This window comes from Colwellia sp. Bg11-12, assembly GCF_014076955.1.
In the GTDB taxonomy this organism is placed as follows: domain Bacteria; phylum Pseudomonadota; class Gammaproteobacteria; order Enterobacterales; family Alteromonadaceae; genus Colwellia_A.
In genome coordinates this window covers 30,144-44,007 of the sequence record NZ_JACGUZ010000059.1, presented here as the reverse complement: position 1 = coordinate 44,007, position 13,864 = coordinate 30,144, and the positions used below count along the sequence as shown (strand labels likewise).

General features: G+C 35.9%; 14 protein-coding genes. 3 read left to right on the top strand and 11 right to left on the bottom strand.

Annotated elements, in window-relative coordinates:
* Positions 1–14: 14 nt before the first annotated feature.
* The 11 genes from H4J39_RS06120 to rpmH form a co-directional block, all read right to left on the bottom strand.
* Positions 15–422: an ATP synthase subunit I gene (locus H4J39_RS06120; protein WP_259368769.1), complete on the bottom strand. Its 408-nt coding sequence runs from the start codon at positions 420–422 to the stop codon at positions 15–17.
* 299 nt (positions 423–721) lie between these two features.
* Positions 722–1,606, bottom strand: a complete 885-nt coding sequence (locus H4J39_RS06115; RefSeq protein ID WP_182226537.1) for a ParB/RepB/Spo0J family partition protein — start codon at positions 1,604–1,606, stop codon at positions 722–724.
* A gap of 27 nt (positions 1,607–1,633) precedes the next feature.
* Positions 1,634–2,431, bottom strand: coding sequence for a ParA family protein (locus H4J39_RS06110; protein WP_182226535.1), 798 nt, complete (start codon positions 2,429–2,431; stop codon positions 1,634–1,636).
* A gap of 21 nt (positions 2,432–2,452) precedes the next feature.
* Positions 2,453–3,085: a 16S rRNA (guanine(527)-N(7))-methyltransferase RsmG gene (gene rsmG / locus H4J39_RS06105; RefSeq protein ID WP_182226533.1), complete on the bottom strand. Its 633-nt coding sequence runs from the start codon at positions 3,083–3,085 to the stop codon at positions 2,453–2,455.
* Between the two features lie 26 nt (positions 3,086–3,111).
* The gene (gene mnmG, locus H4J39_RS06100; RefSeq protein WP_182226531.1) at positions 3,112–5,001 is read right to left on the bottom strand and encodes a tRNA uridine-5-carboxymethylaminomethyl(34) synthesis enzyme MnmG; all 1,890 of its coding nucleotides are present in this window, start codon (positions 4,999–5,001) and stop codon (positions 3,112–3,114) included.
* 436 nt (positions 5,002–5,437) lie between these two features.
* Positions 5,438–5,881: a flavodoxin domain-containing protein gene (locus tag H4J39_RS06095; RefSeq protein WP_182226529.1), complete on the bottom strand. Its 444-nt coding sequence runs from the start codon at positions 5,879–5,881 to the stop codon at positions 5,438–5,440.
* A gap of 29 nt (positions 5,882–5,910) precedes the next feature.
* Positions 5,911–7,287 carry a tRNA uridine-5-carboxymethylaminomethyl(34) synthesis GTPase MnmE gene (gene mnmE / locus H4J39_RS06090; RefSeq protein WP_182226527.1) on the bottom strand — a complete coding sequence of 459 codons (1,377 nt, stop codon included), beginning with the start codon at positions 7,285–7,287 and terminating at the stop codon, positions 5,911–5,913.
* Between the two features lie 104 nt (positions 7,288–7,391).
* Positions 7,392–9,038 (bottom strand): membrane protein insertase YidC, encoded by a 1,647-nt coding sequence (gene yidC, locus H4J39_RS06085; protein WP_182226525.1) that lies wholly within the window; start codon positions 9,036–9,038, stop codon positions 7,392–7,394.
* A gap of 6 nt (positions 9,039–9,044) precedes the next feature.
* On the bottom strand, positions 9,045–9,293 hold the full coding sequence (yidD, locus tag H4J39_RS06080; RefSeq protein ID WP_182178724.1) for a membrane protein insertion efficiency factor YidD: 249 nt from the start codon (positions 9,291–9,293) through the stop codon (positions 9,045–9,047).
* Positions 9,260–9,616 (bottom strand): ribonuclease P protein component, encoded by a 357-nt coding sequence (gene rnpA, locus H4J39_RS06075; RefSeq protein ID WP_182178726.1) that lies wholly within the window; start codon positions 9,614–9,616, stop codon positions 9,260–9,262. The genes yidD and rnpA overlap by 34 nt, the downstream gene beginning before the upstream one ends.
* Positions 9,617–9,656: 40 nt before the next feature.
* A complete protein-coding gene (gene rpmH, locus H4J39_RS06070) occupies positions 9,657–9,791 on the bottom strand; it encodes a 50S ribosomal protein L34 (protein ID WP_070375296.1) in 135 nt (44 codons plus the stop codon).
* Positions 9,792–10,269: 478 nt separating this feature from the next.
* On the opposite strand from rpmH, the gene dnaA reads away from it, so the two are divergent.
* Genes dnaA through recF form a run of 3 tightly spaced genes read left to right on the top strand, consistent with a single transcriptional unit; the run spans position 10,270 to position 13,860 of the window.
* Positions 10,270–11,625, top strand: a complete 1,356-nt coding sequence (gene dnaA, locus H4J39_RS06065) for a chromosomal replication initiator protein DnaA (RefSeq protein WP_182226524.1) — start codon at positions 10,270–10,272, stop codon at positions 11,623–11,625.
* Positions 11,626–11,668: 43 nt separating this feature from the next.
* Complete coding sequence (gene dnaN / locus H4J39_RS06060) at positions 11,669–12,772, top strand: DNA polymerase III subunit beta (RefSeq protein ID WP_182226522.1); 1,104 nt, start codon at positions 11,669–11,671, stop codon at positions 12,770–12,772.
* Positions 12,772–13,860, top strand: a complete 1,089-nt coding sequence (recF, locus tag H4J39_RS06055; protein ID WP_182226520.1) for a DNA replication/repair protein RecF — start codon at positions 12,772–12,774, stop codon at positions 13,858–13,860. The genes dnaN and recF overlap by 1 nt, the downstream gene beginning before the upstream one ends.
* The last annotated feature ends 4 nt before the right edge of the window (positions 13,861–13,864 follow it).

Here is a 13,864-nt window from a genome sequence, read left to right as displayed (position 1 = left end):
TTATCGCCAGTGAATTAACGTTCTGTTAAAAAAACTGGCAGTAGTAATGTTAAAAACACTACCACACAATATGTGCTTAAAAATATTAAGGGTGAAATCACTAAAAACTTAAATACTAGCGCGAATAATAACGCGGTATATAGCATTTTTAATTTTACGCCACTATAAAAAGATTCCATAACCTTTCTTGAAGCGCTTGCACCTGCATATCTAAATGCTTTATAAGCGAAAATAATATTAGGAACTATCACCACTACACCACCTAAAAATAAAGAGTAAGCGTATAATAGTCCCCAATTGAAATATGTAATTACAGCGCATATGACAACCAATATAGTTATTATACTGATTTGTCTCGACGCTAATTTTCGACCAGGCGTAGTTAATAAATTTTGATAACCTTTCGCCACTGCTGTCTCCAACGCTATACTCCGTAGTCTAGTGTTTTTTAAAGTTAATACTTTAACTTTAAAAAAGCCGTCGCAAGTATACTTAATTACAGCACTAATGCAACAAAATAGGGCGCTCATTGCCTACAATACGTACAAAATGTAACACTAAATTTAGAAAGGTTTAATCGAAAATGAAAACTTTACCATTGAATGACAAAACTAAAGATGAAATAGCTAAATAAATCTTATTTTCATAGTGGATTAATAGGGCATAAACACTATTTTGCTTTATCACCGCTTAACTGCCTTAAATATAACATGTGCATAAACTAATAAGAGTTGAAACGAGAAACAATACCATCAAGTTCAGACAGGTCGCTGTAGGAGATAACTAACTTACCCTTGCCTTTTTTATTGTGAGCAATAGTGACTTGAGAGCCAAGTTTTTCTGATAATTTTTGTTCTAAACTTTTAGTATCTGGGTCTTTGACTTTGTCTTCAACCACTTTTTCTGGTGCTTGTATTTTTTTAATCAGTGCTTCTGTTTCACGTACAGTAAGATCTTTAGCAACCACTATTCTTGCTGTATTACTTTGTATGTCTTCGCCTAATGCTAATAAAGCTCGGGCATGGCCCATTTCAATATCGCCATGTTCAAGCAAAGTTTTAACATCATCATTTAAATTATTTAAGCGCAATAAATTAGAAACTGTTGTTCTGGATTTACCTACCGCATTCGCCACTTCTTGATGTGTTAGTTCGAACTCGGTTAATAACCGTTCTAATGCAATAGCTTCTTCCATGGCATTAAGATCTTCACGTTGAATGTTTTCAATCAAGGCGATAGCAATCGCTGCTTCGTCAGGTACATTTTTAATTAAACAAGGTACTCTGTCTAATTTAGCTAACTGCGCAGCACGCCATCGGCGTTCACCGGCAATTATTTCATAATTATTTTCACCAATATTTCGAACAACTATTGGCTGTATTATTCCTTGAGAAAGAATAGAGTTAGATAAGTCTTCTAAGGCTTCTGCTGACATATCTTTACGAGGTTGATATTTACCTTGCTGCAATTGTTCTATCGGTAAATATTGTAATTCACTCTGCTGGGTAGAAGATAAATTACTTTCAGCCGCATCATCTGTTTCTTTATTTGATGTTAATAATGCATCAAGGCCACGACCTAGGCCTCTACGTTTTGCTGGACTCATAATTTTCCTTCGGAGTTAACTAAGTAGTTAATCAATTGTTTTTTCGAGTGTTTGTTTTTTTTGTTCTGCTTTACGTAATATTTCACCGGCCAGTGCCAAATAAGCTTTAGCGCCCGTTGATGACTTATCATAATACATCACAGGGGACCCAAAACTTGGTGCTTCGGCTAAACGAACATTACGTGGGATAACGGTACGGTATACTTTGTCACCAAAATGACGTTTTAATTGTTCTGACACATCATTGGCTAATCGGTTACGAGGGTCATACATCGTCCGTAAAATGCCTTCTATATGCAAATCAGCATTAACAACAGACGTTAGCTGGGAAACGGTATCCATAAGAGCAGTTAAACCTTCTAACGCATAATATTCACATTGCATAGGAACTAAAACAGAATTAGCGGCTGTCATTGCATTTACTGTTAGCATATTTAAAGAAGGAGGGCAGTCGATTATAATAAAGTCGTACTTGTCTCGTATTGGCGCTAAAGCATTTTTTAAACGTTGCTCACGAGAATATACTTGCATTAATTTAATTTCAGCAGCAGTAACATCGGTATTAGCAGCAATTAAATCATATAAACCTGATGTTTCTCGGCAAACCACTTCATCGAATGGCTTTTGGTCAACAAGTAATTCATAGCAAGTCGCATGCACTTCATACTTATCAATACCACTGCCCATCGTAGCATTGCCTTGGGGATCTAAATCGATTAGCAATATTTTTCGTTTTGTTGCTGCTAATGAGGCAGCTAAATTAACAGAGGTTGTTGTTTTACCAACACCACCTTTTTGGTTAGCAACCGCAATGATTTTTCCCACAATAACCTCGAAAGTAATTTATTATATTATTATTTTTTTTAGTTCAATAACATGGCGTTCACCCTGCAAATTAGGCACGATTATTTCGCTACTGTCTACAAACTTTATATGTTCTGGCAATTGTTCTATTTCTTCGCGGGGAAATTGACCTTTTAGTGCATAAAATCGTCCAGTTTCATCCGCAATGAGATGTTGACACCAATTGACCATATCTTCAAGTGATGCAAATGCTCGACTCAAGACCCCGTCAAATAGTGCTTCAGGTTGATATTTTTCAACTCTTGATAAAACCGGTGTTACATTTTTAAGTTTTAGTTGAAAAACAACTTGGCGTAAGAAGGTAATTCTTTTCCCTAAACTGTCTAATAGCACAAAGTTTCTTTCGGGGTATAAAATAGCTAATGGGATGCCAGGTAATCCTGGCCCGGTACCCACATCAATAAATGATTGACCTTTTAATTCTTTGCCAACCATTAAACTGTCCATAATATGTTTTACCAGCATATCACTGGTATCACGAACCGACGTTAAGTTATAAGCCTTGTTCCATTTATTTAATAACTCAACATACTGAATTAATAAGTCTATTTGTGTTTCATCGAGTGTTAACTCGCTTTTATCAATTAACGAGGTCAGTTCAGTTTTAAGTGTCATTTATTTTTTCGCGTTTGAATTATTAATTAAGCTATTTTACGTAACAAGCCGTGTTTTTTAAGATATACCAATAATAAAGATATTGCCGCTGGAGTAATACCAGAAATACGTGATGCCTTGCCAATAGTCTCTGGGCGTGAATCACTTAATTTTGCAACAACTTCATTCGATAAACCTGATATTTGAGTAAAATCAAAATCAAGTGGGATCAACGTGTTTTCGTGACGTTTCTTTTTCGATATTTCGTCAAGTTGTCGATCAATATAACCTGCATATTTAATTTGAATTTCAACTTGTTCTGCCGCTTGCTTGTTGGTAACAGCTGGACCCATACCTTCAATTTTCATTAAATCGTCGTAACGAACTTCAGGTCGACGAATAAGATCTTCTAAACTATTTTCTCGACTTATATCAGCTTTAAGTAGTAAATTTATTTGATCTACTGCTTGATGATCTTTTTGGATCCACGTCGACTTCAATCGTTGACGTTCAAGTTCAACCATTTCAATTTTTTCATTAAATGCTCTCCAACGATTTTCATCAACGAGCCCAAGGTTATAACCTTTCTCAGTTAATCTGATATCAGCATTATCTTCACGTAATAATAAACGATATTCTGCCCGCGAAGTAAACATACGGTAAGGTTCTTTAGTGCCTAATGTCGCTAAGTCATCGACCAATACGCCCATGTAAGCTTCGTCTCGACCTAAAATTAGTTCTTCTTTACCCTGCACACGAGCAGCAGCATTAGTGGCGGCTAATAGACCTTGTGCGCCTGCTTCTTCATAGCCTGTAGTGCCATTTATCTGGCCTGCGAAATATAAGTTTTCTACAAATTTGCTTTCAAGTGTTTGCTTTAAATCACGAGGATCGAAATAGTCATATTCAATGGCATAACCTGGACGGGTGATATGTGCATCTTCAAAGCCTTTAATTGATCGAACTAAGGCCATTTGTACATCAAAAGGTAAACTGGTTGAAATGCCATTAGGATAAATTTCATGTGTGGTTAAACCTTCAGGTTCAACAAATATTTGATGTGAATCTTTATCAGCAAAACGGGTGATTTTATCTTCTATCGAAGGGCAATATCTCGGGCCAACTCCTTCGATTACGCCAGTGTACATAGGAGATCTATCTAGGCCATCTCTGATAATGTCATGAGTTTTGGTGTTGGTATGTGTGATGTAACAAGGTACTTGTGCTGGATGATCGTCTCGCGATCCCATAAATGAAAATACCGGGCGAGGATCATCTCCTGGTTGTTGCTCCATTTTAGAAAAATTTAAGCTTCTTGCATCTAGGCGAGGTGGTGTACCGGTTTTTAAACGATCCATACGAAATGGCATATCACGTAAGTTTTTGGCTAAGTTTTCACTTGAAGGATCACCGGCTCTACCGCCTTGATAATTATTTAAGCCAATATGTATCTGACCAGCTAAAAATGTTCCAACGGTTAAAACTACTGACTTAGCTTTAAATTTAAGGCCCATTTGTGTTGAAACACCAACAATTTTGTTGTTTTCTAGAATAAGATCATCACATGGTTGTTGGAAAATAGTGAGATTTTTTTGATTTTCTAAATAGTTTCTCACATAAGATCTATACAATATTCGGTCAGCCTGTGCTCTCGTTGCACGTACTGCAGGGCCTTTACTTGCATTCAACGTTCTAAATTGAATCGCTGCATGGTCTGTAGCGGTTGCCATTAATCCACCTAAGGCATCAATTTCTTTAACTAAATGACCCTTGCCAATACCGCCAATAGCTGGATTACATGACATTTGACCTAAGGTGTCGATGTTATGCGTTAACAATAATGTTTTACAACCCATGCGTGCTGCTGCAAGACATGCTTCGGTTCCGGCATGACCACCACCGACTACGATTACGTCATAAGATTCTTGATACCACATAAATTTCAGGCCTTGATTAAACGTTAAAATATTTTTTAATGAATATTTGCTATTCAAAAATTAGGGAACGTATTTTAGCGCTTTTTTTCGGTGAGGGGAATGATCAAATCACTAAAAAGATCTGAGTGCGATCCTTCTTATAATATATAAGATCTTTAAAGAGATCTTATTACTATTACTTATTAGTAAAGCGATTTTCTGTTGATAAGTACTTTTTCTTTATATATAACAGTTTATTAGTATGATCATAACACTGTGATCAAACTTTGATCAAAGGGCTTTAAACCTATGATCAAAAGGGCTAGTTATCCACAAGTAAAATAAATAAGAATTCTATACACTGAATAATAATAAGAAATTAATAGGTTTTACCCAGACTTATCCACAACCCAGTATTTATATGCATAGTTTTGTTGATAACTTATGAGTAAGATCTTTATAAAAGATCTTTATTTTTTTCTATCCACTGTTGAGCAAGATCCTCTGGATCTATTTCTTCTTTCATATCTAAGGTTTTAATAGGTAGAATTTCAATGGAACCTTTTGATATTAATAGTTTATTTAAATCAAAGCCCGCTTTGCAAAAAGTATCATAATTTGAATCGCCTATTGCTATGATCATAAATTTACTTGGGGATAGATCTATAGCACTATTTCTAAGATCTTCGACAAATTTCTGAATGTTGTCAGGGAAGTCTCCTGCGCCATGTGTTGACGTACAAATTAGCCAAGTTTGATTGTTGCTTATTATTTGAGCTAACTCAGGCTGTAAATGAAGAGTCGTTTGGTGATTTAGTGCTAATAAAGTCTCTTCACATGCCTCTGCAACATACTCAGTTCCTCCTAACATACTACCAACAATGATTTGAAATGAGCTCATTTTGTTCCTTTATTTTTATATATTAAGCGTTATTTTCCGATACAAAAAGACGAAAATATCTCAGTTAATAGATCGTCATTGGTGAACTCACCGGTTATTTTATTGAGTTCTATTTGACATAAACGTAATTCTTCAGCAAGAATTTCCCCCGCAACATAAGATTCAAGTTGGTCTAAACCGATAATTAAATGGTGATGTGCTTGCTCTAGCGCGGCTAAGTGTCGTCTTCTTGCCATAAATCCGCCTTCAGTACTTCCTTGGTAACCCATAATGCTTTTTAAGTGTTCTTTAAGCTCTGTTATGCCTTCGCCATTTTTCGCTGATAATGTAATGGTAGGCAGTGCATTCACTTCCGAATATCCCGTACTCATTTCGTTAATATCCGCTTTGTTTTTAATAATACTTAAACCAATATTTTTAGGTAATTGAGCAAAGAACTCTGGCCATAATTTTTGAGGATCTTCGCTATTATGATCAGTCGCATCAACCATCAATAGTACTCTGTCGGCTTGATTTATTTCTTTCCAAGCGCGTTCAATGCCTATTTGTTCAACTTGATCGTTACTTTCACGTAAACCTGCAGTATCTATAATATGTAATGGCATACCATCGATGTGTATTTGCTCTGTAAGCACATCACGAGTCGTTCCAGCAATATCCGTAACAATTGCCGCCTCTCTTCCACTTAAAGCATTTAACAAGCTTGATTTACCCGCATTAGGACGTCCTGCAATAACTACGCGCATACCTTCACGAATAATACTGCCTTGATGGGCTTGGCTCTGCACTTTTTCTACTTGCGTGATTATTTTTTTAAGATCTCCCACCACTTTTGCATCAGCGAGAAAATCTATTTCTTCTTCTGGAAAATCTATAGCAGCCTCGACATACATTCTTAGATGAATTGTACTTTCAACGAGTTCATTGACTAATTTTGAGAAATCACCCTGTAATGAATGCAACGCACATCGAGCTGCTTGTTCAGAGCTAGAGTTGATTAAATCTGCAATAGCCTCTGCTTGCGTGAGATCTAATTTGTCATTAATAAATGCCTGCTCACTAAATTCACCGGGTTTTGCCATACGTACTTTAGGTAGTGCTAAAATTTCTTTTAACAGCATATCTAATATTACGGGGCCGCCATGTCCTTGTAGTTCAAGTACATCTTCTCCTGTAAAAGAATGTGGGGCTTTAAAATATAAGGCAATTCCTTGATCTAAGGCGTTTTGGTTAGCATCATTAAAAGGTAAATATTCTGCTTTTCTAATTTCAGGTATTCTTCCTAATATAGCCTGAGCAACATTTTTAACTTCTGGACCTGATATTCTGATAATGCCAACTCCGCCACGACCTGGTGCTGTGGCTTGTGCTGCAATGGTTTCTTTTTGATATAAAACTTCAGTCATAATTATTTCCTAGGAGAGAGCGAGGCTATTATAAACATTTATTGAGCAGAAATAAAAAAGGCGACCTATATTAGGTCGCCTTTAACAATTTTACGCTTTAATAATTAATCTTTAGCTTTTACTTTGGCCAATTTAGCTTTTTCTATGCCACTGAAAATAATTTTCATTTGCACAATTGAAATCATGTTACTGACAAACCAATAAAGTACTAGACCTGATGGGAACCAAGCCATGAATACAGAAAATGCTACGGGCATATATTGCATAATTTTCTGTTGCATCGGATCTTGTATAGTCATCGGTTGCATTTTTTGCATAACGAACATACTTACACCCATAAACACCGGTAATATAAAATAAGGGTCCATAGTAGAAAGATCTTCTATCCAGAAAAAGAATGGTGCGTGACGTAATTCAACACTTTCTAAAAATACCCAATACAATGCTAAGAATATTGGCATTTGAATGATCATTGGTAAACAACCACCAGCTGGGTTCACTTTTTCTTTCTTGTACATTTCCATGGTAGCTTGTGACATTTTCTGACGGTCATCACCAAAGCGTTCTTTTAACTGTGCCATTTTAGGAGCAAGTTCACGCATCTTAGCCATTGAGGTGTATTGTGCTTTTGTTAATGGATACATAGCACCCTTAACGACTAAGGTAATTACAATAATCGCAATACCCCAGTTAGTAACCAAAGACTGAATTTGAAGTAATAACCAAAATAGTGGCTTACTGATCATAAATAAAAAGCCGTAATCTATGGTCAACCCTAAGTTTGGCGCTATCTCATCCAGCTTATATTGATCCTTAGGACCAACATAAAAAATAGCTGACGTTGTCGCCTGGCTATTTGGTTGAATAGTCACCGATGGTGACTTAAACCCAATAACAGCTTCATTGTTAGCAGAATAACTTGAATAAATATTGTTATCGGCTGTTAGACTCGGTACCCATGCGGAAACAAAATAATGTTCAAGCATTGCAACCCAACCACCAGCAGTCGTTACATTTAATCTTTTTTCTTCTATGTCACCAAAATCGTATTTTTCATAGCGATCTTCAGTTGTCGAATAGGCTGCACCACGATACGTAGGCATTAATGAACTACCACTCTCTACTACAGTAGACTGTTTTAGTTGTCCGTACATTTGAACGGTAGCAGCGGTAGTTGCTGTGTTGTTTATAATATATTCAACATCTACGCTATAGTCTGATTTTGTAAATGTAAAACGTTTTGTTACGTTCAAGCCATTTTCAGCAGTATATTGTAAATCAACGACTAACGGTGTATCACCTGTTTGTGTGTATGATTTACTGCTTGTTTGATAAACCGGACGGCCAGGTATTACTTGATCTAAACCTTGTGCGCCAATCAGTCCACTTTGCGCAACATATTTACGGTTACCATTTTGCATTACGGTAAACGGTATGCCGTTGCCTTGTTCTGTATCGAAGTCTTTTAATCTTGCTTCAACAATATCGCCACCACGTGTAGCAATTTTAACAATAAGTACATCAGTATCTATACTAATAACTTGTTCGCTTGCTTTAACCATTGTTGATATTGGCATTGCTGAACTTGATGACTGAGGAATAGAATCAGCATCACTAGTGTTCACTTGATTTGTTGTTTGTGTCATTGCGGGTTGAGCGACTACAGGTGCATTATCTTTTTGATATTCTGTGAACAGCAAATAAGTAACAACCATAAGCGCAATAAAAAGAAAACTGCGTTGAGATTCCATAATTTATTATTTCTCTTTTTTTGATGGTGGCACGGGATCTAATCCACCCGCGTTTAATGGATGGCATTTTAGTATACGTTTGCCCGCTAACCAACAACCTTTTATCACACCGAAGCGATTAATTGCTTCAATAGCATAAAAAGAGCAAGTTGGATGAAATCGGCAGTTACTGCCAAGTAGTGGGCTAAGCCAGCGCTGGTAAGCTTTAACTAAAGCTATTGCTAGCTGTTGTGGCGTTGAATTACTTTTCGCCATATTTTTTCTAATTGTTTTTTAATTTCTGCGTTTTCTAACTTATCTGTGCCTGATTTCACCATAACGACGATATCGATATTGGGTAATTCATGTTGATTGAGTCGAAAACTTTCTCTAATTTGACGTTTAATACGATTTCGCTGAACAGCTAATTTAACGCGTTTTTTAGCAATAGCTAAGCCTAAACGATTACGTTCATCTAAATTTGGACTAACAAGAATAGTTATGTGGCTAGAGCCGAAACGAAGAGGTTTAGAAAATACAGATTGAAAGTGACCGGGAGTCAACAAGCGTGACTCCCGATTAAATTCATAATTAACCATGATGGTTAAAATATCTCTTTATTAAAGATTAAAAAAGAGATTATGCGCTAAGGCTTTTACGGCCTTTGGCACGGCGACGTGAAATTACTGCACGACCGTTTTTTGTAGCCATACGAGCACGGAAACCGTGGTTGCGTTTACGCTTTAATACACTAGGTTGAAATGTTCTTTTCATTACGCTAATCCGTCTGTTGTTGTTGCCCTGGCAAACAGCCGTATTGAGCACACTGGTTCTAAAAAAAGAGGCCGAATTTTATAGTTTGTAGCAACTGTTGTCAATGCTTATAGTAATCTATTTTAAAAAGATCCTAATAGATCTTTGTGATCTATTATTTATATCCACAGTTTTGTAACATTATTTTGAATTACATTTAAAATAAGTTAAGTAATTACTGCTAATAGCTAAATAATATGTAAATAAAATTTTAGCAGTAAATTAGTCTAAAAATACCGTTTTTATTGCTTTTGCGGAGTTTTTTTTATTTTATTTTCACTAAAAGGGCAACTATTTAAAAGTCAATATTGATGTTGTGGATAACTATGGTGATAATAGACCAATTACAAAAATACCACATTTACCTACGCTTGCTTTATTTGTCGTTTTTACGAGAAGATAATGTAACAGGACGTCGTGTAATATCAGGAGCATTTGGTTGGATCATTCACTTTGGCAGCGATGCCTTTCAGTTCTACAAGAAGAGTTGCCAGCGCAGCAATTCAGTATGTGGATACGTCCGTTACAATGTGTTGTCGCTGACAATATCATGACTTTATATGCACCTAATCGTTTTGTACTTGATTGGGTTCGTGACAAATATGTTAGTCGTATAAATGAATTGGTTACTTTGCAAGAAAGTACTAATCCACCTCTTCTTAGATTTGACGTTGGTAGTATTCCAAATCAAAGTAGCTCACAAAATATTGTCAATACTATTCCACAACTTGTAAGTGCAAATAAAAAAAGAGAAGAGCCGCAAAGTAATTTACCTAAAACGACCAACGTTAGGGTTAAATACACTTTTGATAATTTTGTTGAAGGTAAATCGAATCAATTAGCACGAGCTGCTGCCTCACAAGTTGCCGATAATCCTGGTTCTGCGTATAACCCTCTATTTATTTATGGCGGAACGGGTTTAGGTAAGACCCATTTATTACATGCAGTGGGTAACGGTATTTTATTAAATAAGCCTAATGCTAAAATTGCTTATATGCATTCTGAGCGTTTTGTTCAAGATATGGTTCGCGCATTGCAAAATAATGCGATGGAAAAATTCAAGCATTACTATCGTAGTGTTGATGCTTTACTCATAGATGATATTCAATTTTTTGCAGGTAAAGATAGAACGCAAGAAGAATTTTTCCATACTTTCAACGCTTTGCTTGAAGGTAATCAGCAAATAATTTTAACTAGTGATCGTTATCCAAAAGAAGTTGATGTTGAAGATAGACTTAAATCCCGCTTTGGTTGGGGATTAACTATTGCAATAGAGCCTCCCGAACTAGAAACACGTGTTGCAATTCTTAAACGCAAAGCGCAAGAAAGTCATATTAACTTGGCGGACGAAGTTGCATTTTTCATTGCTAAACGTCTACGGTCTAATGTTCGTGAGTTAGAAGGGGCATTGAATAGAGTTATCGCTAATGCTAACTTTACCGGTAGACCTATTACGATAGATTTTGTTCGTGAAGCATTACGAGATTTACTTGCCTTACAAGACAAATTAGTTACTATCGATAATATTCAACGAACCGTTGCAGAATATTATAAAATTAAAGTTGCCGATTTACTTTCAAAACGTAGAAATAGATCTGTGGCTAGACCTAGACAAATTGCAATGGCATTATCTAAGGAGCTAACTAACCATAGTTTGCCAGAAATAGGTGATGCATATGGTGGACGTGATCATACAACCGTCCTTCATGCATGTCGTAAGGTTAAGGCGTTACGCGAAGAGTCGCATGACATCAAGGAAGATTATTCTAATTTAACTAGAACACTTTCATCATAGCTTTCGTTATAATAATAAGTACATAAAAAAGATAGGTAGATAAATGAAGTTTTCATTAAATAGGGAATTATTACTGAAACCACTTTTATTGGTTTCTGGTGCCGTTGAGCGTAAAAGTACATTACCTATTCTTGGTAATATTCTTTTGGATGTAAGTGGACAGTCACTTACGTTAACAGCCACTGATTTAGAGCTTGAAATGGTATCTAGTACCCAAATAGATAACCAAGGTGAAGATGGTAAAATTACTATTCCCGCCAGAAAGCTTCTTGATATTTGTAAGAGTTTACCTGACGATTCAATCTTATCTTTTGAATCTACTAATGAAGCTATTACTATTAGCACCGGAAGAAGTAAATATTCATTATCAACATTACCCGCTGTAGATTTTCCCAATATTGAAGAATGGAAAGGCGATGTCGAATTTCAGCTTTTTAAATCTGACTTACTTCGTTTAATTGAAAGTACTCATTTTTCTATGGCTAATCAAGATGTTAGGTACTATCTTAATGGGATGTCTATTGAAACTGAAGGTAATGAAATCCGTTCTGTTGCCACTGATGGGCATCGTCTTGCGATATGTAAAATATCGTCTAATGAATTAACGCTACCATCAAGACAAGTTATTGTTCCCCGTAAAGGTATTTTAGAGATTATTCGCTTACTTGATCCTGTTGAGGAAAACGTGCAAGTATTTCTTGGCTCTAATCATATTCGTATTATTGATAGTGAATTCTCTTTTACCAGTAAATTAGTTGACGGTCGCTTTCCTGATTATCGTCGAGTACTTCCGCGTAACGGTGATAAAGTATTAAATACGAGTAAAGACAACTTACGTCAACTTCTATCGCGTGCCTCCATTTTATCAAACGATAAATTCAGAGGTGTACGTTTGAATTTTTCCAAGCATGAGTTAAAAATTACCGCTAATAATCCTGAGCAAGAACAAGCTGAAGAAGTATTAGAAATTGATTTTCCTTATGACGAAGTTGAAATTGGTTTTAATGTTAATTATGTTCTCGACGTTTTGAACGCCATTAAAGAGCCAGAAGTTAAATTTACTTTGGCTGATGCAAATAGTAGTGTAGTTATTGAAGGTGCTGAAAGTAATGAAGCTATTTATGTTGTTATGCCAATGCGTTTGTAATGAGTATAGAAAAACTTACCGTTTTTGATTTTAGAAATTTAGCGTCAGATCCCATTGAATTAAATGACAATATTAATTTTATTATTGGTGACAATGGCAGCGGTAAAAGTAGTTTATTAGAAGCTATTTTTTATCTAGGGCATGGTAAGTCCTTTAGGACATCGCAAGTTGAAAATTTAGTTACCCATAGCAAAAAAAAGTTTATTGTTAGTGCTAAAGACAATAAAGGGTTACAACTAGGTGTTGCAAAAGATTTTGATACCGGTCTTACCGAAATTAAAATTGCAGGTGAGAAATATCGTCAGCTCTCTCAATTGGCAATAAATGTTGCAGTACAAGTTATTACACCCGAAAGTTTTAAATTGTTTTTTGGCGGACCTAAACAAAGAAGACGTTTTATAGATTTAGGATTGTTTCACGTGAAACAGTCATTTTCAGATTGCTGGAAAGAGTTCTCTCGAATATTGAAACACAGGAATGCTTGCTTACGTAGTAAAGCTGATAATGATACGCTAAATTATTGGACTCATGTGTTTTGTGAGGCGTCAGTTAGAGTTGCAAAATTACGTGATGAGTACATTAAAGAGCTGTCTGAGGAGCTTCAACCTTGGTTGGAATTAATGCTACCCACATTGGCCGATGGCATATCGATATCGTACACTCAAGGGTGGAACAGTAAAAAGTCGTTAAATGATGTGTTATCACAAAATAGTGAAAGAGAAAGAAAATGTGGCTTCAGTTTATACGGAGCTCAAAAGTTTGATGTTAAATTTTTAACGGGTAGTGTGGTTATAGATAACCAATTATCACGTGGTCAACAAAAGTTGTTTTTACTGGCGTTAACTTTTGCGCAAGCAAAGCTAATAGAGAAAGTTAAACGAGTAAAACCAATTTTGTTAATTGACGATGTAGGTGCAGAGCTAGATTTCAATTCTAGAACTTTACTAAACAATGCAATTAATAAACTAGACTGCCAAGTTATTATCACGGCAATTGATAAAATCGCAGTAGAACCCTTGGTTCCTACTGATAATAATTATAAAATGTTTCACGTGAAACATGGACAAATCTCAGCAATAGGTAAATAGGCTA

Excerpts from the sequence above, each read along its gene's own strand:
- yidD (WP_182178724.1), bottom strand. The coding sequence starts at position 9,293 with ATGGCGAAAAGTAATTCAACGCCACAACAGCTAGCAATAGCTTTAGTT.
- yidC (WP_182226525.1), bottom strand. The coding sequence starts at position 9,038 with ATGGAATCTCAACGCAGTTTTCTTTTTATTGCGCTTATGGTTGTTACT.
- rpmH (WP_070375296.1), bottom strand. The coding sequence starts at position 9,791 with ATGAAAAGAACATTTCAACCTAGTGTATTAAAGCGTAAACGCAACCAC.
- dnaN (WP_182226522.1), top strand. The coding sequence starts at position 11,669 with ATGAAGTTTTCATTAAATAGGGAATTATTACTGAAACCACTTTTATTG.
- recF (WP_182226520.1), top strand. The coding sequence starts at position 12,772 with ATGAGTATAGAAAAACTTACCGTTTTTGATTTTAGAAATTTAGCGTCA.
- rsmG (WP_182226533.1), bottom strand. The coding sequence starts at position 3,085 with ATGACACTTAAAACTGAACTGACCTCGTTAATTGATAAAAGCGAGTTA.
- mnmG (WP_182226531.1), bottom strand. The coding sequence starts at position 5,001 with ATGTGGTATCAAGAATCTTATGACGTAATCGTAGTCGGTGGTGGTCAT.
- rnpA (WP_182178726.1), bottom strand. The coding sequence starts at position 9,616 with ATGGTTAATTATGAATTTAATCGGGAGTCACGCTTGTTGACTCCCGGT.
- mnmE (WP_182226527.1), bottom strand. The coding sequence starts at position 7,287 with ATGACTGAAGTTTTATATCAAAAAGAAACCATTGCAGCACAAGCCACA.
- H4J39_RS06095 (WP_182226529.1), bottom strand. The coding sequence starts at position 5,881 with ATGAGCTCATTTCAAATCATTGTTGGTAGTATGTTAGGAGGAACTGAG.
- H4J39_RS06115 (WP_182226537.1), bottom strand. The coding sequence starts at position 1,606 with ATGAGTCCAGCAAAACGTAGAGGCCTAGGTCGTGGCCTTGATGCATTA.